We start from the raw sequence: 22,155 nt of genomic DNA, 5'->3' as shown, positions 1-22,155 counted from the left end.
ATGAGGAGAACGCAAGCACAGTCAAAAGATGCATCTCTATGCCATACCCTTGATCCATTATCGTCTAAAGAGCGTGATATTGTCAAGTCAATTAGCAGTTAAAGTAAAAAAAGATGCAATTCTCTTGTATTAGAGTTTAGTTTGTGCTAAGATAGAGAGGAGAGTCCTGTTGGCTGGTGTAGCACAGGCAGGCAGTGAGGAAGGTTGTGCAGTGAAGGATCGATTACTAGAGGATTTTTTTAAGGAAAATGGTCATGAACTCTCTGGCTTACAGCTAGAAAAAATGGCAACTTTTTTGCACAATATTGAGATCTTTGGTACCTCCCTTGGCTTGATTGAGGCGCGTGGTCAGCAATTGATTGTCGATCATCTGTTAGACAGCATGGCTCCGGTAAGGATTTTAGAAGAAATCTCTTTGGCTTCGTTGTGCGATGTGGGCAGTGGCGCGGGTTTTCCCGGCATTGTTTTAGCCATTGCGCTACCAAACTTACCGATCGTTTTAGCCGAGCGTATGCAGAAGCGATCGCGTTTTTTAGCCATGATGCAACAGAAGTTACAGCTCGATAATGTCGAGGTGTATCACGGCGACATTAAACATATCGATCGCCACTTTGATGGGATGACCTTTCGCGCCTTAGAGCAGATGACTTGCGACTTGGCAAAGCTTCTTTTAAGTAAGAGCGATCGTCTCTTTGCCTATAAGGGGCGTGCGGTGAGCGTGCAAGCCGAAGTGGCGCAGTTGGCGCGCTGTGGTTATCGTTGTGAGGTTGAACCCTTGGCGATTGTTGGTCAAGAAAAAGAGCGCCACTTATTGATGATTAGGAAGACGTAGACATATATTAGGAGTAGAGGAAGCATAGCGTGCAAGCGATTGAATTTATCACAAAAAACATTTTGGCGTTGATGCCACTTTTTGCCTTGAGCATCGTAGCGGTAACCATTATTGTGGAGCGATTGCTCTATTTTGCTTCGATTAAAGAAGATAGCGCATTAACGCGTCGCGTGGGAGCTCTCTATACGGCGGGCAAGTACGATGCGACCTTGGAGGCACTGGGAGAGAGTCGATCGCCTGAGAGTGTTTTGTTACGGTATGCAGCATCGAATCGTTTCGCCCTTGAGGATCAGTTGCGTACGCGTTTAGAGATTATCGCACGCAACCGCTTAGCCCTCATGGAGCGCCGTATTACTTATCTATCGACCATCGCTAACGTGGCAACCTTAACCGGACTTTTGGGTACGGTGTTGGGCATGATTCGTGCTTTTGGACAGATGAACCTCATGCAGTCGAGCAACCCGTATGTCTTGGCAGGCGGTATCTCCTCGGCGTTGGTAACGACAGCTGGTGGATTGATCGTGGCGATTCCCTCGCTTATTTTTTACAACTACTTTATCGAGGTGGTAACGCGTCGTGCCGAACACTTTGAGCGCCTCATTTCAGAGATCCTCTCGAACAAAGGGGTGCGATTGTAGCTATGTTGCGACGGACGGGTACACGCCTTAGGGTGGAGAATACATTGATGATTGCTCCGCTGTTGGATATTATGTTTTTGGTCTTGCTCTTCTTTATTCTCAATACCAGTAGTGGGAGTGTGGAGAGTTTTGATGTCGACATTCCGCAAGCTAGTCAGGGGGAGAATCGCCAACCACCTAATCATATTGTGGTGCTTATCCGCGCCAACGATGAGGGATTTGTCCTGAACGAGGTGGAGGTAAATGAGGCGGAATTTCCTGCACGGCTTCAAGCGTTGATGCGCGAACTTGGTACCTCGCAAATTTTATTGCTAGCTTCGCAAGAGGCTGATTATGGTCGTGTTATGCGCAGTATGGATATGATGAAGCGCGCCGGCGCGAGTAGTGTGAGTCTTGGTGTGGAGCGGTTGGAGGAGGCTGATGGTCAACTATAAACGCAAGGATTGGCTCAAAGAAGCCTTACTCATCTCTTTTGTCGCGCACTTGCTTGGGTTTATTCTCTTCTCTTTTGTGAAAATTCCCGCACCAGAGCAGATATTTTATGTAACTATGCAACCAAGTGAGGCATCAGAGCCTTTGGTGGAGAAGCAACCGATCCCCACACGACCTGTCGTGCCTGTTGTCGAGGAGGAAGAGATCGAATTGGATCGTCTGGAAAATACGCTTGAGGCAGAACCCGTTGAGCCAGCAATAGAAAGTGTAGAAAATCCTTCTCGCCCCGCCTCGCCTCGCCCCGTGATTCCGCCACGCCCAACCCCTCCTGCTACGCAAAATCCCCCAAGCACACCTCCCAGTCGACCCAATCCGCCCACAACCAATCCCCCTGCTACGCCCCCTACCAGACCAACCCCTCCGGTTACACCACCGGTGCAAAATCCACCTAGACCCACTGCCCCTGTACAAAACCCACCGATCCCTACGCCCCCACCTGTAACGCAAGATCCGTCTGCGCCTACCATTCCGATTACGCCACCTACCCCGACTAATCCGCCAGTTACTGAAAATCCCCCAGCCCAAGAGCCAGAGAGCACCTCACCTCCTGCTACCGAGGAGCCAAGCCCACCAGCGAATTCCTCGGAAGAGGGAAGCTCCTCCAGTTTGGGCGAGGAGTGGCGATTTCTTGAGCAAGGCAGCGCCTCCGAAGGGCAGAGCGGTGAGGCCGTGGGGCGTGCGCTTTACACCTTACAGAGCGCGAGTCGCACCGTGGTTAAAGAGCCTGACTTTTCTTTTCTCAAGCAATCCACCTTCTACACTAAAAGTGCTTTTATCCGTGTTCGCCTCTCTATCCTTGCCGACGGCTCGGTGTTACAGGCGACGCTTTTAGATAGCGGTAGTGGCGACAAAGAGCTTGATCGCTTGATCTTAGCCAGCCTACTAGATATGATGTTTAACGACATCTCCGCCCAGCGAAACACCACCCAAATCGGCACATTAACGATCCGCTTTGCATAAATCGAGAAAAAAGTGTATAATTAAAGTTACTAAGAGGGAGTTTAACCATTATGGCACAGATACAACATCCAGTTCCTGTTACTACCCAGCGTCGTTACGAATGGCTTCGCTATGTCATTCTATCTTTATTGTTGGTGAGCATTTTCTTTCTGGCAAACACGACACGTCAATATATTCAAGATAAAAGCCGACAGTTTCAAGCAGAGGTTATCGATCAAATCGAGGATGCCTTCGATGTACGTATTCAATACGCCTCGATTTCGCCCACCTTTTGGGGCTGGTTTCATATCAATAATGTTGAGGTCTTTGGCAAGGGAATGCACGTCTCTGCCCAACGCCTTACCGTTCACTTCGATGCTTGGCGTATGCTCTTGGGTAGTAGGGATATTACACTGATCACAAAGATCGATCTTAATCGTGTCTCTGCGGATATTGAGCAGTTGGAGAGTCTTGAGCGTGAACGCCCCGAGGCTAGCGAGACGCCAGCACTGACGCTAGAGGAGAGTTTTACGCTCTTGAGTAACTCGGTGTTTGGCTTCTTGCGTGAGGGCATGAATATGCCTGAGCTTAATTTAGAGCTCTCTTTACGTAATGTGAGTGTCAGTTATCGTGCTGACTGGGGGCTTTTTCAGATGAGCAACTTGCTCTTCACTATCGAGCCTACGGAAGATCTCTATCAAATTGAACTGATTGCCACCCCTGAACTGACTCTTGCTAATGAGCTTTATGTTGCACTGCCTTTACGCATTTCTGGTCGTGTAAATCGCGATCTTTTATCTGGAGATCTTCGCTTTGATGTAACTAATCCCTATCGACATATCATTAATGTGGAACAGCAAGGCATGCGCGTGCAGTGGCGCGACGGCGTGCTTGAGGTGCGTAAGAGTATCGATGTGCTTCCGTTAGATTATGGGATGCGTATCGATGCCATTGAACGTAGTATTCAGCTAGGATTTAGTGCCTATCAATTTACACCAAGCCAATTTATTTCGGGGCTCTCTACCGAGGCTGCCTCGCTGGTAAGCTACGTGGATGGATCGGGATCGTTGCTCTACTACCCTGATATTGGTCTGCTCTATTATGGCTTGAGTACGCAGACACAAATGCAGATGGGGGAGCATCATATCCGTCTCTCTGCCGATGCTACGGGGAATCGTAATGGGGTTAATATTCGTCGCTTGCATGCGCTCTATCAAGAGCAATCTTATCTGGAATTTGCCGGAACCATCGATTGGACTACTGGTTTTCCCGATGGTAGCTTGGAGATCTTTTGGCAAGGGGCAAAAGATCAGTGGGGTGCACAGCTAGAGTTTATCGATCGTCAAAATTTGATGCAGGTAAGCAGTAAGTCCTTACGTTACAATGGAAAATCCCTTGGTGTGATAGACAGTGTCATTTATCCGATCTCGGAAAATTTTAAAACTTTCTTGCGCTTTAATCCAAATCAGGCGTATGGCGATTTTGCGCCCTTACTAATGAGCGGATTTTTCAACGTGGAGAAGAAAGAGGCTGAAGCAACGCTTGATCTCCACGATTTCTCCTTAAATGGGTTAATCGATGCAGGGTTAGTCCCTGAATTTCTACGCGAATGGCAAGTCAACTCACAGATCTATTTTGACTGGAAGTCTGGTGATTTTATGGCCTCGGTGCGAGATTTAGAGATGAAAAAAGATGAACAACGTCGGATTAACTTCTCTGTTACTGCTAATAAAGAACGCGTTGAAATCCAAAATTTGAGTCTCTTTTGGGATAACTACTTTGCTAAATTACGCCTCACTAGCGAATTCTCCACGACTCCGCAATTTTTTGGGGAGGTAACCTCCTCTTTAACGGATTACGCCTTTACTGGTGATTGGAATGGGGAGCGCATTCTAATTGCGAATGATTACGGGCAAGTGCAATTTGACACAACGGTAGGCAAGGCTTTGATGTTGATTGAGGATATGCCGTTGCGTGATTCGTTGGGGGCACCACGCTTAAATGTGCATGTAGAGGCTGATCTTACCGATGGCTGGCGAGTGATGATTCCGTTGATTAAGGTGGAGGGGGAGGATCTCTTTTTTCAAGTGACTAATGGGGAAATTGGTGCCAATGGGGGATCCTTGGGTCGGATGCGTTATCGTGATGAATTTGCCGAGCTTTATGGATCGTTGCGCTACAATCATCAAAATGGCGTGCACGACTTGCGCTTTAGTATGGCAAGTGATGATTTACCGGTAAATCGTGAGGTGCATCTGGTGGAGTTACGCTATGATGGCGATCTGCATGGAAAAGTGAGTTTAACCCGCTTCCCCTTACCTCGACTACACGTTCCGGGATTAGAGGGGGTTCTTCATGCCCAAATTGATATTAACGAAGTGATTAAGGGACAAGATGTTACCTTTGATATCCAAATTCCACGTGGTTTTTACCAAGATAATGTGATTCGTGGTGGCGTGGTGGGGCGTTATACACCAGTGGGGTTGAGCTTCTCTCAACTTTCGGTGCAGTACGGGGAAAACCTCTTGAGTGGTGGTACGATTTTAGCCAATTTTAATGATTGGCGCTTTGTGGTGGCTGGTCAATATAGTCAGGTGAATCGCAATTTAAAGGCGGGTTTTGCCTTCGATTTTGCTCCAGAGGGAAGTGGCGATGGTCTCTCATTTGGCGAGGTGTTGCAGGCTCCTTGGTTGATGAAGATTAGTTTTGATCCACTCTATCTTAATGACCGTGTGATGCTGGCAGGTTCTCGGGCACATCTCACGCACCGCGAGGGGGTGTATCGCCTAGATGGGCTTAATCGTCTTGATTTACGCGCAGAGGTGGATACCAATACGCAGTTAGGGTATCTCTTTTGGCGTGGGACAGGTGGTCTGGTGGTGGATACGGTCTTTAATTTGGATGAAGATAATTTTTTAATTGACGTACAAGAATTAGCCATTCCACTAGGACTCTTTAATCCTTACTTTACCAAAAGTGAGGGTGCGCGAGTGGTTGGTTTTGATTCTGGGCGTATTTATGGAAATCTTCAGGTAACCAAAGGTGGGGTGTTAAGTTCCGGAGAGCTGATCTTTAGTCCTGAGACAGAGATCTCTTTGCTCAATTTACCCAAAGATAAGCTACGTCTGGGAGGGGCGATGATTACTATCAATGATAACCAGTTGATGCTCTCTAGCCGTATTGATGGGCGTGTGGAGCCTCGCATGGAGATAGAGGCTGGCAGTGGGCTTAATCGGGTAATTTTGGAGCTTCAGGCGAAAGCATCGCTAGGTGAGCCATCATTTAGTTATGAGGCGGAGCTATTGATTCGATCGAAGAATAAGAATCGTGCGGATAAGAATGGGTTAGTGTATGAGATTAGTGTGGGGAGTTTGATTAACTTGCAGGGGCGAGTGAGTGGTAATATTCATTTTGACGGGGATACGACAGGCGCTAGGTTATCAGGCGATCTCTATTTGGTGAGTTTGGATGGTAATTTTGGTGCGCTGAGCCTCTTTATGAACGATGAGAGCATTAAGCGCAGACGTGTGCCTACGGCGAAGAACCCGAAACCGGGCTTTTTAGTTCAAGCATCTTCTCGCGAGGATGAACGTTTTACACCATTAAAGATTCGTACGGGTAATAGTGTCAATTTTTATGTGCCACCGGCAATTGAGTTGTTGATGGCTAATGAGCAAGAGTTGGTGTTGGTATTGGATGTGCAACGTGGTGCGCCTGTGGGACAGAATCAGATTTATCTTGAGGGTGATTTGGGAATTCGTCGTGGGGAAGTGCGTGCTTTTAATAATACTTTTAGGATTCGCGATGGGGGAATGGTGAGTTTTAGCGAGGAGTATGGCTTTAATCCCATGCTTAAGTTTGCTGCCGATTTCAAAACTGACGATGGGCATATTATTACGGTGGAGTATGAGGATCAGCCTATTGGTAGCTCCTTAGACTTTGACCTAACCTCCCCTACGCTTGAACAAGCCGAAATTATGCAGTACTTGGGCATGAAATTTATGCCGAGCATCGTCATGAGTGATGATGGTTTGATGAGTTCAGGCATGGGCGACGAGGGTGAAGAGGTGGGAGCAAACACCGAAGACGCAAGTAAAGATACGCTCAAGACGGTATTGGAGCCAATTGGTAATATCGCCGAACAGTATTTAGCCCGACAGTTAGAGCGCGCGTTTAAATTTATTCCTTTTGTTGACACGGTAACGATACGTACGAATATGATTAGCAATTTGGCTTTAAGTCAGTTTGGTGCCGATGGCAATACCGAGACGAGCTCGTGGTTGGTGGGGAATAATGCGCCTAATGCGCAGTTTTGGGATATTTTTGATCAAACATCGATTTCCGCTGGTTTTCGGGTAACCTCTTTCTTTACCATTGAGGGTACTTTTGGTATGGCACGTATGCCTAATCAGCAAGCATTTTTTGGTGAGGCGGAGCAATTATTGCCTAATTTGGGGGTTAATCTCAATTTTGATACACCCTTCTTTTTGATTAATTGGTCATTTACGCCAACCTTGGCGCGTCAGTCTATTGACCAACTTTTTGTGGCGAATGTCTCTATTGGTATCAATAAAGTCTTTCGTTTTAGAGATTGGGAAGATTTTCTTGAACAATGGCGACGTGGTGCTGGTGCATAAAGGATAAAAATTTTAGAGAAAATAGGAGAAGATAGAGATGTTAGCAACCGAGATTATCGCAAAAAAACGCGACAAACAGGCATTGAGCTACGAGGAAATCAAATGGTTTATTGACGGATATGTGAAGGGTGAGGTCGCCGATTATCAGGTTTCGGCATGGTTGATGGCGGTGGTGCTTAATGGCATGAGCTTTGAAGAGACCGCCAATCTTACCAAGGTGATGATCGAGAGTGGCAAAGTGCACGATCTAAGCGACTTTACTGATCGCCCGTTAGTGGATAAGCACTCGACTGGTGGCGTGGGCGATAAAATTAGTCTACCTTTAGCCCCGATTGCTGCAGCCATGGGGCTTTATGTGCCGATGATGAGCGGGCGCGCCTTGGGTATTACGGGTGGTACGTTGGATAAATTGGAGTCGATTCCTGGGTATCGCACGCAATTAAGTGATACTGAATTTAAGGAGTATATCCGGCAAAATGGCTATGCGATGACTGGGCAAACCAAAGAGATTGTCCCTGCGGATCGTCTGCTGTATGCTTTGCGTGATGTAACGGCGTCGGTGGAGAGTGTGCCTTTGATTACCGCGAGTATTTTGAGTAAGAAATTTGCCGAAGGTGCGCAGTCGTTTGTCTTTGACGTAAAGTGGGGCTTGGGTGCCTTCATGAAGAGTCAGGAGCAGGCCCAGGTGCTTGCCAACAGCCTTACTAAGACGATGCAAGCATTGGGTCGACCATCGGTGGCGCTTATCACTAACATGAATGAGCCGTTGGGTAAGATGATGGGTAATTTCTTGGAGGTGGAGGAGAGTTATCTTGCGCTGGATGGGCAAGGGCCTAGCGATATCATGACGCTAGTAGAACGACAAGCATGTTACATGGCATTGGCTGGTGGCGTGGTACACTCGATGGATGAGGCGCAGACGCTCTATTACGCGACGCTCAAGAGTGGGCGACCTAAGGAGATATTCCTCAAAAATATCGCACTTCAGGGTGGGGATATTGCGCAATTTCAGTCGATGATTGGTACGCATCGTAGTGCTGAATTTATCGATATTAAGGCAAAAGAGTCGGGGTATATCACCCAGATTGATGCTGGAGCGATTGGTCGATCGGGTTTGATTTTGGGCGTGGGTCGTGCCAAGACTGGCGATGCGGTCTCGGATGTGGCGGGTATCGAATTTAAGAAGAAGAGCGGAGAGTCGGTGGTAGCGGGTGAGGTGATTGCGCGGGTTTATGCGCCAACATCGGCACAATTATCCCAAGCTCAAGCGACGATTGAGGGTGCGTTTAGTTATGGAAAAACGCCTCCAACGGCGCAAGTGATGATACAGAAGGAAATAATAGCGTTGTGAGTTGGCAAACCAAAGAACTAGACAAAGAGCGGGTGCGTGCGGTAAGCCAGCGTTTTGATATCGATAAATTGACCGCAACCATTTTGGTTCGGCGAGGGCTTGATGCGCCTCAGGATGCGCTTTATATTTTGGAGGATAAGAAGGTCTTTTTGCACAATCCCTTTTTGCTTCCGGATATGGGTTTGGCGGTGGAGCGCATTGTCCAAGCGATGGGTGATTTGGAAGAGCGTGCGGGGCGTGTTTATGCGGTGAATCCCGAGAAGATTATGATTGTCGGCGATCGTGATGCTGATGGCATTACCAGTACCGCGCTCGTGGCTGATTATCTGTTAGATTATGGAGTTGCGCCTGTTCTACGTCTGCCTCAGGGGGATGAGCCCTATGGGTTGACCACTGCTTTGGTGCTAGAGGCGCAGGCATTGGGTGTTTCGCTAATTATCTGTGTGGATAATGGATCGAGCGCATATGAGGCGGCTAATCTTGCTAAAAGCAAGCAGATTGATTTAATCATTTTCGATCACCATGATATCGGGAGTGATCCGTTACCTGCGGTGGCTTTTGTCAACCCTAAGCGTAATGAGCAGTATCCTAATCGTCAATTGTCGGCGAGTGTGGTGGTGTTAAAGGCGCTCTTTGCGTTGGATTTTTACATGAAGGGTTATTTTGAGCGTAGTGAAATTTTATTGTACGGGGCGCAGATTGATGCGCAATCTGCACAAATCATTGCGTTGCAAGTGGTAAACATGGAGATTAAGAGTGTTTTACAGGTAACTTTCCCTTATGATAATCCGCAGAAGATGGCGCAGAGTCGTCAACAGATGGAGCATTTTTTGCAGGGACAGGCACTCTTTGTCTTTGGGGCACAGGAGCAAATTGGCTTCTTGAGCGGGCTCTTGGGGGCAGATGTGGTTGCGCGCGATCTTACCGGTGAATTGGAGCACTTTTATGCTGGGATTAGTCAATATCGCTTAGGGGATTTGCTGAAACGCTCAAGGTTTTTCTGCTATCAAGATCAACCTCAATTACGCGATGGCATGCTCTTGCTTTATCGCCTGTTGCTTTTGGCAGAGCCGAATAATTTTCCTCATTACGAACGCAACTTTGGGCTTGCGACGATTGGCTTGCTCGCTGATTTGGCGCCGTTATTGGGGGAGAATCGTATTATTGTGCAACATGGTTTACGCGCGATGAATAGTGGCGAGAATACTAAGCTGAATCAGTTATTGTCTCATTTGCATTTGCTCAATAATACGATTACTATCAATGATTTAAATTGGAAATTTATTCCGTTGATTAATGCTTCTGGGCGAATGGGTAGCCCCGATGTGGCGCTAGATGCCTTGCTTTCTGACGAGAGTAAAGATATGCAGGAGTTGAGCTTGGCGTTGGTTAAGCTTAATGAACAGCGTCGTGATTTAACCACGCAGTGGTGGGAGGAGTTACAGCAACCAATTCGCGACTCTTTGGAGAGATATGAAGGGAAGATTATTTTTATCTATCAAAAGGATTTACCACGAGGACTAACGGGGCTTTTGGCAGGACGTATGGCGCGGGTGTATGACACCTTCTCTTTAGTGATTGCGATCAAAGAGGATGGTACGGCGAGTGCGAGCATGCGTAGTCCGTTTGATTATCATGTAGCACCGTTTATTGAACATTGTAAAGATCTCTTTATTGATGCCGGTGGGCATACGCAGGCGGGTGGGTTTACCATTAAAATTGAGCTTATCGATGAGTTAAAGCGCCGTTTGACTACGTTTTTAGCGGGAATTGAGACAAAACCTGCTGTGGACGATGCTGAAGTGATCCGAGCGTATGATGCGAAAATTCCTAGTGCATATTTTCAGCAAGAGGTGATTCGCTTGGTGGAGCGTTTAGCTCCTTATGGGGCAAAATTTGAACCATTGGTCTTTTATATTTCTGGCGTTAAGTTGGAGAGTGCGACGCTTATTGGTAGGCGAGAGGAGCATCTTAAGTTAGGCATCACGATTGGGGCGGAGCACTGGCAGGCGCTCTTTTGGGAAGAGGCAAATCGCTTTGGCGAGCTTCGCGCTGGTATGCAGTTGGATGTGCTTTGTAAGCTACGTAAGGAGAGTGGGCGGTTTCATGGGTATCAGTTGGAGCTTATCGATTTTAAAGAGTCTTAGTGAGTAGGGATTATATTATAATGAAAGGTAGTATCGTATTTATGCTTCTTTTGACATGGTTGAGTGGTGTGCAATTGCATGCTAAGAGTGATTATCGGCTCTATTATACGCCCAGTTGGCGGCAGGGCGGTATGATTAACGCCTTTGTGTATCCTACTGACGGGATAGAAAAGGCGAGTTTTGCATTTCTCCAGCTTAACGAAAAACGAACAGCACGGGCGCGTGGGCAAGGGTTTCCTTATGTGGTGAAGAAGGCGAAGAAGCGCGAAATTTATCTCTTTTTGGTGGGAATCTCGGCGTTAGCGCCTGCAGATAGATATCAATTGGAAGTCTCTCTTACGCTTAAAGATGGTCGAGAAGTGGTGCTGAGAAGCGACGAGCTAGAGGTGGAGAGCGGAAATTATCGCCATCAGACGATCCAGATGGGTAAGCAGGGACAGAGTGCGATAAGTAATCAGAGTGCCGAGCGACAGGCACAGGCGAAACGATTTTATGCGGCGTTGGGGCGATTTGAGCCTCAAGCGTTGTATGATGTGGGGCGCTGGGATTTACCGGTAACGGGCAAGAGTTGGTATTATACCTCTCGCTATGGGGCGCAACGTGAGTTTGTCTATCCGGATGGGAGCCGTAGTCGAGATTTTCATAATGGCGAAGATTTTGGTGGACTTGCCGTGGGTAGCGATGTTTTAGCAGTGGCGGATGGATTGGTGGTTTTGGCAGAAAATCGCGTGGTTACTGGCTATACGGTTATCGTGATGCATGCACCGGGGTTTTTTAGCCTCTATTATCATATGAACGGGATCGATGTGGTGGATGGTACGATGGTTAGACGAGGTCAACGTGTCGGTGGCATTGGCGCAACGGGTTTTGCCACAGGACCACACTTGCACCTAACGGCATATAATCAGGGGCAAGAGGTAGACCCACAATGGCTTTTCCAACACCCTCTCATCAACGAGCCATGGCTAACAACTCTTTTACAATCGCTAAAAATTTCTAAACGGGGTTCTTGACTAATCGCGCGATTTCGAGTACCCTAAGAGTTAAGATTTATTTGGAATGAAATAAGTGGCGGATTACCAGTGAAAAAAGTTCTTTTTTATATACTCTTTCTTTTTACCATACAACAGGTTCTCTTTGCACAGGATGCAAGTGAGGCTGTGGGGAAAACGATATCAGATATTCGGATGAATGGCTTAGTAAACTATAAAGCAACCGAATTTAAAGGCATTTTTTCCAGCTATATTGGTAGAGCCTTTGATTTTGATCTACTCACACGGATCGAGACAGATCTCTTTGCCACTGGGTACTTTTCGTCGGTAGAAGCGTTTGCTGATCAAGTCTCGGATCCTGGTAATCTTATTTTGGTCTTTAACGTGGTGGAAATTCCCTTAATTCAAGAGATCCGCTTTCGTGGTGGTGCTCGCTTTAAAGGGAAATTTACTGATCACATCGATATTAAAGCCAAGGAACCCTTCTCTCGTGCAAGAATTTTTAGTAGTGAGCGTAGATTGCGACAAGCACTGATTGATGCGGGATTCGTTGATGCCACGGTGAGTGTTGAGGATAGTCAGCTAAGCAATGGCAACTATATTATCACCTTTGTTATCACTGAGGGAATCATTCAGATTGTTGAAGAGATTCGTTTTCAAGGGTTGGATGAATTTTTTCAAGCCGATCGGGGACGAGAACGACGCTTGCGTAATGCCCTTAGCCAACAGCCTAAGAAGATTTTGAAAAAAGGGATCTATCAAGCTACCTTGGTGGAGAATGATCGGCAAATTATCCTTAGCTATCTGCAAATGAATGGCTACTTAGATGCGATAGTTAGTCCTAATACAATTATTGACCATCGATTAGATGAGGATAAGGGCACTGATTATTTAACCATCACGTACGTCGTTGAACCCGGAGACATTTGGCTTTTTGGTGGGGTTACGATTACCGGTAATACGCTTTATACTACAGAGGAGTTGTTGAAGGTTTTCGAACTTTTCCCCATTGGCGAAGTTCTCGATTACAACTCCTTTATACAGACCTTTGAGTATGTGTTTAAGGGTATATATAACCGAGATGGCTACGCTTATAATCAATATCAAATTGTACAAGATAGAAATCAAGAGACAAAGGAAATTATCTTTACAATATATATACAAGAGATGGATCGCGCCCATATTGAGAGTATCACTTTTACTGGTAATACAAAGACGCGTGATAATGTGATTCAACGTGAGCTAGAATTTAATGTGGGGGATATTTACTCGAGTGCGAAATTGGAGCGATCGTTCCGGAATTTGATGCAAACGGGTTATTTTGAGGGAATTATTCCCTCGGTTAATAATGGTAGCGATGCGGGGTTGGTGCATGTAGGATTTGATGTGCAGGAGGGGCGCACTACCGAGTTGATGTTTGGTCTTAATATTGGTGGCAACGTTGGCGATTTTCCTATCTCGGGAATGTTGGGCTATGGGGATAACAACCTCTTTGGGCGTGGCTATGTGGGTAAGATTGATCTTCAAGCTAACGCTAATCAAATCTCTGCTACGGCACGCTTCTTTAATCCTCGCTTTTTAGATACTCGCTGGGGACTTGGTGGAAATGCTGGTTACGTATGGAATAAGGGGATTACCCGCCAAGGTTGGGATGATATTCCGCACAACCAATCGGGTGGGTATGTTTTTCGTGCAACTACGGAATACGAAGGGGTTAGTTATCCTGCTGGATCGTACTTTCCTGTGAATCGCCCGCCTACGTTTGAAGAGATTTCTACTTATGGGCTTATTCCTGATTATCAATTTTTCCCTAGTAACATTGCGCCGATGGTCTTTCAGCAACATGAGATGCGTTTTGGTGTCTCTACAGGATACATTCAGCCTTTACCTGTTGGCGCATTACGTTTTACCACGGGCTTTGACTTTTGGTGGACATATACGACATACGATGAGCATGTGCGTCCGGCGCTTAATGAGATTTCCGATGGGTATCGTCGATGGGTCTTTGGCGACGCTTTGTGGGCGAATGTGGCGTGGGAAAATCGCAATAATATTCAGACCCCGACGGATGGTTTTGTGCTTTCGCAGAGTATGATGGTCTCTGGTGGTGTATTGGGTGGTCAGCGGACGTTCTTGAAAAGTCAGACGCGCTTTGACTATTATCTGCCATTACCAGAGGTAAAATTCTCTAAAAAAGAGAATGCGTGGTCGATGCGCTGGAACATTAAATTTCGTACGGCATTCTCTTGGTTGGGAGCGCAGGGTCGCTTTGGCTTGGTGGGTGCTGCGGATCAGTGGTTTCGACTAGATGGTATGTTCTTTGGGCGTGGTTGGGGCGATTTGAGTCCTGCTGGTCGCCTCTTGTGGGATAATTCTGTCGAATTTAGATTGCCATTGTTAGGAAATCTTTTGTGGTGGGATACCTTTATTGATATGATTTGGCTTTGGGAGGATGAGCGCTTTCTTATTCAAGACAATGCGATGCGTCGAGGATTTTATGGTGCCATTGGTACTGGGTTTAGAGTAGCTATTCCTAGTTTTCCCATCGCTATTTACTTAATTAAGCGCTTCCGTGTTAACGATGCGGGATCGCCTGAAGGCTTCTTTAATTGGAACCCAGGACTTGCTCCGACTTGGCGAGGTCCCGGATTAGATTTGGCAATCGTCTTTTCTATTGATATGTACTAAAAATGACTCTAGGAGGAGAAAGATTATGAAGAAGATGATTTTATCTATTACGTTGATGTTATTAGTCAGTTTGAATGGTTTTTCACAGACAGACATGATTCCTAAGGTGGCTGTGGTTGATATTAATGCGGTTTATCAGGCGGCAAATGCCAATAGCGATGCGGTGAAAAAGATTATTCAGCTTCAAGAGAAGCATCGCAATGAGATCAAAAAACAACAAGAAGTGATCGACGAGATGAAAGAGCGTCTTGCTGAAGCCGAGGAGAGTGGGGATCGTTCTAAAATTCGTGATTTGACGCGTAGAATTTCGGTAAGAGAAAACGATTTAAAGAATTACACGCAGCGAGCTAACAACGAGATTAAAGAAGCAAACGAGCAGATGAAATCTGATCCTGCATTACTCAATCTCATCCGACGCGCGATTCAGATTGTTGCCGATCGTCGTGGGTATAGCTTGGTTTTGTCTAGCTCTGCTTCGGGATTGGTGCACTGGTCTCCACGCATTGATATTACGAAAGAGGTGATAGATACGGTTGCCACTCTCCAAAAGTAGCGATGGCGGGCGCATTATTAGATCAATACTTTACGCTTAAGGCAAAGAGTGGGGATGCTCTGCTTTTCTTTCGATTGGGAGACTTCTACGAGCTCTTTGCCGATGATGCGCTTTTAGTAAGTAATTTGCTTGGTATAACATTAACCCAGCGTAGTAATACTCCCATGTGTGGGGTTCCTCATCATGCTAGCGAGAGTTATATTGCTAAGCTGGTGCAGCTGGGGTATAAGGTTGCGGTGGCTGAGCAAGTGCATAAACCAGAAAAAGGTATTGCTGAGCGCGCTATTGTTGAGGTAATTAGTCCAGCTACTGCGGTTGCTCGTGGGGCATCTTTATTGAGCAATCAGGCAAACTATATGATCTCTTTTTATCAATATAAAGAGCACTTGGCAGTGGCACTTTTGGATGTGGCTCGGGGAGATTTTCTCTTTGCCCACGCGCTTGTGGATACTCTTAGCGAGCAGGTTATTGCGTATCTCTATCGCTATGGTATTGTCGAGATGGCAGTGGAAAAGAAACTCTGGAGTTCGCTTCCTGAGCTTCAGCGTTATTGTAAAGAGCAAGGGATTATTGTGAATCTCTTGGATGAGTGGCACTTTGTTAATCCCAATGCGGTGAAATTGCTACAGAAGCACTTTCATGTCAACGATTTATCTGGATTTGGTCTGAATCCATATGAGCGCTATCTGGGGGTTGCCACAGCACTTTTGGTCTATCTGCAGGGGCAACTGAATGATACGTTAGTGCATATCTCTTCATTGCGTTTGGTTTTACAAGAAGAGCAACTATGGATGGATCACTCCTCTTTTCGTAACTTAGAAATCACCCATAACCAGCAAGATGGTGGTGATGCGTACACATTATTAAAGGTGTTGAATCAAACCTGTACGGTCTTGGGGGCGCGTAAGTTACGAGAGGTGGTGGTTACTCCGTTACAGAATTTATCGATTTTGCAGGCGAGGCAGGCGCGGATTGAGCAGTTTTATCAAAGTTCAGATTTGTTAAAACCTTTGCGAGAAGAGCTTAAAGGGATTTACGATTTAGAGCGATTGAATACTAAGATCATGTTGAGTAAGGCACACGCCAAGGACTTTATTGCGCTGGCGAAGAGTCTGCAACGGGTGGCTAACATGCGTGGGTTACGTAGCGATTTTACGTTGATGGAGGCAGAGCTTGCTACCATTGCGCAAATGTTAGCGATCAAGATTTTTTCTACACTGATGGATGAGCCATCGACGGAAATTCAGTCGGGCGGGGTGATTCGTGCTGGATTTGATGATAAGCTAGATAGCTTGCGAGATTTGGCAGAGCATTCGCGGGAGCGCTTAGAAGCCTATGCGCAACAGGAGCGCGAAGCCTGTGGTGTTCCTTTGCGCTTGAAGGAGAATCGTCAACTGGGCTGGTTTTTTGAGGTGAATAAGGCGCATATCGCTAAGCTAGATACGCGCTTTGTTCGTCGTCAGTCGGTGGTGGGTGGTGAGCGTTATATCACGATGGAGCTTAAAGAGTTAGAGGAACGCATTGCTAGCGCCCATGAGGAGGCGGTGGAGTTGGAGCGAGCCTTATTTGCGCAACTACGTGAAGATCTTTTGGAGTATTTTTCTGCATTGCAAGAAATTGCACAAGAGATTGCTGATATTGATCTCTTTTCGAGTTTAGCAAATGTCGCGATAGAACGACAATATGTGCGCCCGCAATTGAAGGCGTCTGGATTGTTACGTATTGATGGTGGGCGTCATCCGATTGTGGAGCATTATAGCGAGCGCCCTTTTGTTGCTAATGATGTGCACTTTGCCGATGAGCATCGATTGCTGTTAATTACGGGGCCGAATATGGCGGGAAAATCGACCTATCTACGAATGAGTGCGTTGATTGTTTATATGGCGCACTTGGGGATGTTTGTTCCGGCAAGATCTGCAGAAATTCCGATTTGTGATCGGATTTTTTGTCGGGTGGGTGCTTCGGACAATCTCTCTCGAGGACAGTCGACCTTTTTGGTGGAGATGAGTGAGACGGCGCGCATTTTACATTATGCAAGTTCTCGGAGTTTGGTGATTGTGGATGAGGTGGGGCGCGGTACCGGTAGCGATGACGGTCTAGCGATTGCCCGTGCGATTTTGGAGCACTTGGCGCTAAAGACGCGAAGTTTTACGCTCTTTGCCACGCATTATCATGAATTGACGGCATTGCGTATCGCTGGATATAAAAATATTTCGTTGCGGGTGATAGAAAATGGCGAAGAGATTTTTTTCACTAATGAAATTATGGATGGTGCTGCTTCAGGAAGCTATGGTCTACATGTGGCACGCATGGCGGGGATTCCGCCTATCGTACTTGCGCGTGCAAAAACTTATCTTATTCAGCTAGATGGGTTGAAGGGTTCTGATGTGGATTTTGTTGTAGATTCTGTTGATGTCTCACCTAAAGAAGAAGAGTTATTTTCTAAGGAAGAGATCTTATCAAGTCAAATTCTCAACTTTAACCTTGAGCAACAGACGCCCTTGGAGGCGATGCAGTTTCTTGCGAAGTTGCAAAAGGAGGCGCGTCGTGAGTAGCCAGCGCGTTGATGCCTATTTGTCTGGTCATGGATTATGCGCGCGTCGAAAAGTGCAACAATTTCTGGATGAACACGAGGTTTTTGTGGATGGCAAACGGATTCTGTTGTCGGGTGAGCGTATCGATACAGAGGCGAAGGTCTTGGTGGATGGGCGTTTGTTGCAGGCAATTAGATATCATTATATTGCCTTGAATAAGCCGATTCGGTATCTCTGTAGCAATGTTGATAGTGAGGGTAGGGCGCTAGCGATTGATCTTATAGATGGTGATATGAGGCGTGGGTTACATCATGTGGGTCGGTTGGATTACTTTTCGGAGGGACTTCTTCTCTTTACCAACGATGGCGACTTTACCAAAAAGTTGACGCATCCCTCGCATGAGGTGGAGAAGGAGTATCGCATTACGTTGGAGCGTTCTCTTTCTGGTGCAGAGGAGGCTAAGTTACGGCGTCCCTTACGGATAGATGGAGTGGAGTATCGATTTTCTGGGGTAGCGTATGAGGGGAAACATCGCTATCGTATTATCTTAAAAGAAGGGAAAAATCGTGAAATTCGACGCGTCTTCGCATTTTTTTCTGTCAAAATTCTCAAACTCCAACGCATTCGTATTGGTTCTATTTCTCTTGATAGCCTCGCTTTAGGGCAGTGGAGATACTTAAATTCCTTTGAAATTGAAGGCTTTAAGGATTGACACAAAATCTATTATTCGATAGAATATCGATATAAGATTATCGCTTGTAAGGATGTGCCCATGCACCGAGAACGATTGCACGCACTAACAGATGAAGAGTTGCTTCGCATTGCCACGGAGCAAAAGATTGCCGAAGGTGAGCCGTTTGATCGGGCATTACTTATTGAGGAGATCTACGCCTACTTAACAGACTCTTTCTATGATCAAAACATTAGTGTGCAGCTTTTAGCTAAACGTTACGAATTTGTTGATCAATTTTTGGATAGCAATCTTGAGGGGCGAGAGGCTTTCTTTCAAAGTCAGAGTCCGCACGCTAATCATCTCTATATTGCGGTGCATAGCCCGCGCTGGCTTTTTGTCGATTGGCAGGTGAGTCAACAATTAGAAGAGGAGATACGTAGTCATGCGCAATTTGTCGGGCTTTACCTGCGTTTATACGTTCTCTCTAAAGCAAAGATGGGGTATGAGCTTGTAGAATCGATGGACGTGGAGATTAATCGTTTTGATGGGCGACAATACCTTACTCTGCCGATGGGAGTGGCGCATTATCGTGTGCTACTGGTGGCTGATTTACGCGATCGGGAACGAGTGTTAGGCGAGAGTGTTGTGAGTTTTTTGGTTGGAATGAAATAAATCATGAGAACAAGAGATTAAATCTATGAAAAGAGAAAAAAAGGGATCGATGATATTTTGTTTCAATGCGCACTTACCTTTTGCCAAATTTAGCAAATCTGGCGAGGTCTTTCAAGAGCGCTGGTTCTTTGAGGCGATGTTTGAGTCTTACTTACCAATGTACGAAGCCTTTGCCACGTTGGCAAGAGAAGAGAGACCCTTTTTTGTACTAATTAGTATCTCTCCAACGCTAATGGCGTTATTACAAGATGAAGATTTACAGACAAAATTTATCTTTTATATGCATCAAAAGCTTAATAGCGCAACGAGTCTCCTTGAGAGTTCGGATAAGCGGATTGAAGATAATTTAGCGCGCTATTATGTGGAGAACACCAAGCGCATGATTGCTTTGTATCGTAATCTTAATGGCGATCTTTTGCAGGCATTGAAGATTGCACAAGAGGCTGGCTATTGCGAGGTGATCACCAGTGTGGGAACATCCGCCTTTTTGCCCCTTTATGCTAGCTATCCTAAGGCGGTAGAGGCACAAATTAAAGTCGCACTTAAGAGCTATCGCGCGGTTTTCGGGCGTGCCTCTTTGGGAATATTTCTTCCTTATGGTGGCTATTATCCGGGGCTTGATACGATTTTGGCAGAAAATGGGGTGCGTTATTTTGTTACTGCAGGGCAATCATTAATGCAAGGTGATCCGATGCCTAGTTTTGGGGTTTTCTCTCCGGTGCGATCGAGTGCTGGTTTGGTGGCATTTCCGCGATATAGTATGGTAGAGGCGGAGCTTTGGGGTGAGGATGGCTATGCGCGTCGTGGGTGTTATCGCAATTTTTATCATGAGGATGCCTTAACCGAAGTGGTGATTAAGGTGAATCCTACACAGTATAGTGCTTCGTCGCTACTTAATGAGGATGTTGTTCACCTAGAAGGATTTAAGTACAGCAATAATGAGGGAAATAGTGAGAGTTGTTATCACTTAGAAGAGGCATTGGCACAGGCAACGTGTGATGCGCAATCCTTTTTAGCATCACGGGTCGAGGAGTTGTCGACTTTTCAGCAGAAGCGTGGGCAAACAGGCGTGATATTGATGGTCGCTGATTTGGAGCTTTTGGGGCATCATTGGTTTGAGGGCACGCACTTTGTTCGCGAATTTTTTGCACGCACGGCTAAGACGCCAGAGATTGAATTCACACTGCCAAGTCATTGTTTGCAACGAACCGCTCACTTTGAGGAGGTTTCACTTAATTTTGCTAGCTGGGGAAGTGATGGGTATGCGCAAGTCTGGCTAGATCAACAGAATGATTGGCTGATTCGTCATCTCTTTAAAACCGTTGAACAGATGATGGATCTCGCGTATCGTTTCCCCAATGAGAGCGGAATTAAGCGCCGTGTGTTGGATCAGGCTGCGCGGGAGGTGTTACTTTTAATGGCTGGTGATTGGCCGCTGTTGTTGGCCCAGCATGTGAACGAGGGGATTGCCTTGGGGCAAATGAAGAAGCATTTGATGAATTTTCAGGCTATCTATGAGGCAATGAGTTGCAATACCGTACGTGCGATGTGGTTGATGGAGATGGAGATGGGTTGTGATATCTTTAAGTATAAGAGTTTTTCTTATGAGATTTTCAGACCTAAACAGGTGTAAAATTAGGGGATATTTTTGCTTAAGAGGGTTGGATTGTTCGACTCTTTGAAGCCGAAATTGAGGAGATATTGATAAATTGGGATATTATTGATAGTAACTTGGGTGAGTTTACTCTCGGTGGCTTTCTCTTGGATACGCCGAAGCAGGGCGTGGATAATGTCTTCTTGTTCTGGCATGTTGGCTTGAGTGCGTAGGGAGAAGATGTGTCCTTGATCGACAAAGAAGAGCGCGTAACCGACGATTTTGCCTAGTACCTCGCAGACGATGGTGTAGTTGTTGATAAGTAGGGGTTGTAAGCGTGCAATTTCGTCCTCATCTAGGGTTTTATCTAGGGAGAGCAGAAGTTGCATAATGGCAGAATAATCATCGTGATGGTAGGTGCGTAGTAGTAACATTACTTTCATTATAGCATAGATTGATGCAAATAGCAAGGTAAAGTGGCGATAAAAAATGGTTAACGTCTACATATTTTATCTTTTGCGGGAAGATGAGGGAGGTTTGTGATGCAACCGGTGGTAAAGTGGGCGGGTGGTAAGCGACAGTTGTTGCGTGTGTTGGAGTTATTTTTGCCTAAAGAGTATAGTCGATATGTGGAGCCCTTTGCCGGCGGGGCGGCCATGTTTTTTTATCTGGAGCCAAAGCAGGCGTTGATTAATGATTTGAATGATGAGTTGATGAATGTGTATCAGGTTATTCGCGACGAGGTGGATGCGTTGGTGGTGGATTTGGCGAGGCATCAAAACAGCAAGGAGTATTTTTATTCCTTACGATCGGTGGATCGAGCTGGAGTGTTTGCTGAACTTTCTGATGTGGAGAGAGCCTCGCGTTTTTTGTACCTTAACCGCACCTGTTACAACGGACTCTATCGGGTCAATAAAAAAGGACAATTCAATACACCTTATGGATATTACAAGAATCCCTCGATTCTCAATGAGGGCTTATTACGTGGGGTGCATCGTTATTTTAAGGAGAATGACATTCAATTTTTTACGCTCAATTTTGCGCAATTTTTTGCACAAGCTACGTTGCGTCAAGGAGATTTTGTCTACCTCGACCCCCCGTATGATCCCTTTGAGAGCGAGAGCAACTTTGTGCAATATCAGGCGAGTGGATTTGGTCGGGAAGAGCAGTTGCAGTTAAAGCAAATTTGTGATACATTAACAGAGAAGGGAGTAAAATTTTTGCTCTCCAACAGTGCAACGCCCTATATTTTAGATTTATATAAAGATTATCATCTTGAGGTGATTAAGGCGCGTCGTATCATCGCCTGCCAGACGAATCGTCGTGGCGCGATTGATGAGGTGGTGGTTCGTAATTATCTTGAGTAGTCTAGGGTTTTGTTGCGCTATCATTTAATAAGAAGAGGGAAGAGGA

Annotated in this window: 16 protein-coding genes; 15 read left to right on the top strand and 1 reads right to left on the bottom strand. The window is 46.1% G+C overall.

Features of this window, described 5'->3' with window-relative positions; translation table 11 throughout:
- Nucleotides 1-169: 169 nt before the first annotated feature.
- From rsmG to PVA46_RS04740, 14 genes are all read left to right on the top strand, one after another.
- The gene (gene rsmG, locus PVA46_RS04805; protein WP_167695622.1) at nt 170-832 is read left to right on the top strand and encodes a 16S rRNA (guanine(527)-N(7))-methyltransferase RsmG; all 663 of its coding nucleotides are present in this window, start codon (nt 170-172) and stop codon (nt 830-832) included.
- Between the two features lie 29 nt (nt 833-861).
- A complete protein-coding gene (locus PVA46_RS04800) occupies nt 862-1,470 on the top strand; it encodes a MotA/TolQ/ExbB proton channel family protein (protein WP_167695621.1) in 609 nt (202 codons plus the stop codon).
- 2 nt (nt 1,471-1,472) lie between these two features.
- On the top strand, nt 1,473-1,904 hold the full coding sequence (locus tag PVA46_RS04795; protein ID WP_167695620.1) for an ExbD/TolR family protein: 432 nt from the start codon (nt 1,473-1,475) through the stop codon (nt 1,902-1,904).
- Nucleotides 1,891-2,922 carry a hypothetical protein gene (locus tag PVA46_RS04790; protein WP_167695619.1) on the top strand — a complete coding sequence of 344 codons (1,032 nt, stop codon included), beginning with the start codon at nt 1,891-1,893 and terminating at the stop codon, nt 2,920-2,922. The genes PVA46_RS04795 and PVA46_RS04790 overlap by 14 nt, the downstream gene beginning before the upstream one ends.
- 50 nt (nt 2,923-2,972) lie before the next feature.
- Nucleotides 2,973-7,538, top strand: a complete 4,566-nt coding sequence (locus tag PVA46_RS04785; RefSeq protein WP_167695618.1) for a translocation/assembly module TamB domain-containing protein — start codon at nt 2,973-2,975, stop codon at nt 7,536-7,538.
- A 37-nt stretch (nt 7,539-7,575) separates the two neighbouring features.
- Nucleotides 7,576-8,889, top strand: coding sequence for a thymidine phosphorylase (locus PVA46_RS04780; protein WP_167695617.1), 1,314 nt, complete (start codon nt 7,576-7,578; stop codon nt 8,887-8,889).
- Nucleotides 8,886-11,036 carry a single-stranded-DNA-specific exonuclease RecJ gene (locus PVA46_RS04775; protein ID WP_167695616.1) on the top strand — a complete coding sequence of 717 codons (2,151 nt, stop codon included), beginning with the start codon at nt 8,886-8,888 and terminating at the stop codon, nt 11,034-11,036. The genes PVA46_RS04780 and PVA46_RS04775 overlap by 4 nt, the downstream gene beginning before the upstream one ends.
- Nucleotides 11,037-11,056: 20 nt before the next feature.
- Nucleotides 11,057-12,049 (top strand): M23 family metallopeptidase, encoded by a 993-nt coding sequence (locus PVA46_RS04770; RefSeq protein ID WP_167695615.1) that lies wholly within the window; start codon nt 11,057-11,059, stop codon nt 12,047-12,049.
- A 69-nt stretch (nt 12,050-12,118) separates the two neighbouring features.
- On the top strand, nt 12,119-14,716 hold the full coding sequence (gene bamA / locus PVA46_RS04765) for an outer membrane protein assembly factor BamA (RefSeq protein WP_167695614.1): 2,598 nt from the start codon (nt 12,119-12,121) through the stop codon (nt 14,714-14,716).
- A 25-nt stretch (nt 14,717-14,741) separates the two neighbouring features.
- Nucleotides 14,742-15,269, top strand: a complete 528-nt coding sequence (locus PVA46_RS04760) for an OmpH/Skp family outer membrane protein (RefSeq protein ID WP_167695613.1) — start codon at nt 14,742-14,744, stop codon at nt 15,267-15,269.
- Between the two features lie 2 nt (nt 15,270-15,271).
- Complete coding sequence (gene mutS / locus PVA46_RS04755) at nt 15,272-17,824, top strand: DNA mismatch repair protein MutS (RefSeq protein ID WP_167695612.1); 2,553 nt, start codon at nt 15,272-15,274, stop codon at nt 17,822-17,824.
- Entirely contained in the window at nt 17,817-18,515 is a 699-nt protein-coding gene (locus PVA46_RS04750; RefSeq protein WP_167695611.1) for a pseudouridine synthase, read from the top strand. The genes mutS and PVA46_RS04750 overlap by 8 nt, the downstream gene beginning before the upstream one ends.
- Before the next feature lie 60 nt (nt 18,516-18,575).
- Nucleotides 18,576-19,148, top strand: a complete 573-nt coding sequence (locus PVA46_RS04745) for a DUF4912 domain-containing protein (protein WP_167695610.1) — start codon at nt 18,576-18,578, stop codon at nt 19,146-19,148.
- Nucleotides 19,149-19,173: 25 nt separating this feature from the next.
- A complete protein-coding gene (locus PVA46_RS04740) occupies nt 19,174-20,781 on the top strand; it encodes a 1,4-alpha-glucan branching protein domain-containing protein (RefSeq protein WP_167695609.1) in 1,608 nt (535 codons plus the stop codon).
- 2 nt (nt 20,782-20,783) lie between these two features.
- Here the strand turns inward: PVA46_RS04740 and PVA46_RS04735 are convergent, their stop codons facing one another.
- Nucleotides 20,784-21,176 (bottom strand): hypothetical protein, encoded by a 393-nt coding sequence (locus PVA46_RS04735; RefSeq protein WP_274360264.1) that lies wholly within the window; start codon nt 21,174-21,176, stop codon nt 20,784-20,786.
- A gap of 108 nt (nt 21,177-21,284) precedes the next feature.
- Here PVA46_RS04735 and PVA46_RS04730 point away from each other — a divergent pair, with 108 nt between their 5' ends.
- A complete protein-coding gene (locus tag PVA46_RS04730; protein WP_167695607.1) occupies nt 21,285-22,109 on the top strand; it encodes a DNA adenine methylase in 825 nt (274 codons plus the stop codon).
- Nucleotides 22,110-22,155: the final 46 nt, after the last annotated feature.

The sequence above is a fragment of the Entomospira culicis genome (assembly GCF_028748145.1).
GTDB lineage: Bacteria > Spirochaetota > Spirochaetia > WRBN01 > WRBN01 > Entomospira > Entomospira culicis.
Note: the sequence above shows the minus strand (reverse complement) of the source record. Positions and strands in the feature narration are given on the sequence as shown.

What these genes read in the sequence shown, in the direction of transcription:
- PVA46_RS04730 (WP_167695607.1), top strand. Translation starts at nt 21,285, where the DNA reads ATGCAACCGGTGGTAAAGTGGGCGGGTGGTAAGCGACAGTTGTTGCGT.
- PVA46_RS04795 (WP_167695620.1), top strand. Translation starts at nt 1,473, where the DNA reads ATGTTGCGACGGACGGGTACACGCCTTAGGGTGGAGAATACATTGATG.
- PVA46_RS04740 (WP_167695609.1), top strand. Translation starts at nt 19,174, where the DNA reads ATGAAAAGAGAAAAAAAGGGATCGATGATATTTTGTTTCAATGCGCAC.
- PVA46_RS04760 (WP_167695613.1), top strand. Translation starts at nt 14,742, where the DNA reads ATGAAGAAGATGATTTTATCTATTACGTTGATGTTATTAGTCAGTTTG.
- PVA46_RS04785 (WP_167695618.1), top strand. Translation starts at nt 2,973, where the DNA reads ATGGCACAGATACAACATCCAGTTCCTGTTACTACCCAGCGTCGTTAC.
- mutS (WP_167695612.1), top strand. Translation starts at nt 15,272, where the DNA reads ATGGCGGGCGCATTATTAGATCAATACTTTACGCTTAAGGCAAAGAGT.
- PVA46_RS04770 (WP_167695615.1), top strand. Translation starts at nt 11,057, where the DNA reads ATGAAAGGTAGTATCGTATTTATGCTTCTTTTGACATGGTTGAGTGGT.
- PVA46_RS04745 (WP_167695610.1), top strand. Translation starts at nt 18,576, where the DNA reads ATGCACCGAGAACGATTGCACGCACTAACAGATGAAGAGTTGCTTCGC.
- PVA46_RS04790 (WP_167695619.1), top strand. Translation starts at nt 1,891, where the DNA reads ATGGTCAACTATAAACGCAAGGATTGGCTCAAAGAAGCCTTACTCATC.
- PVA46_RS04735 (WP_274360264.1), bottom strand. Translation starts at nt 21,176, where the DNA reads ATGTTACTACTACGCACCTACCATCACGATGATTATTCTGCCATTATG.
- PVA46_RS04780 (WP_167695617.1), top strand. Translation starts at nt 7,576, where the DNA reads ATGTTAGCAACCGAGATTATCGCAAAAAAACGCGACAAACAGGCATTG.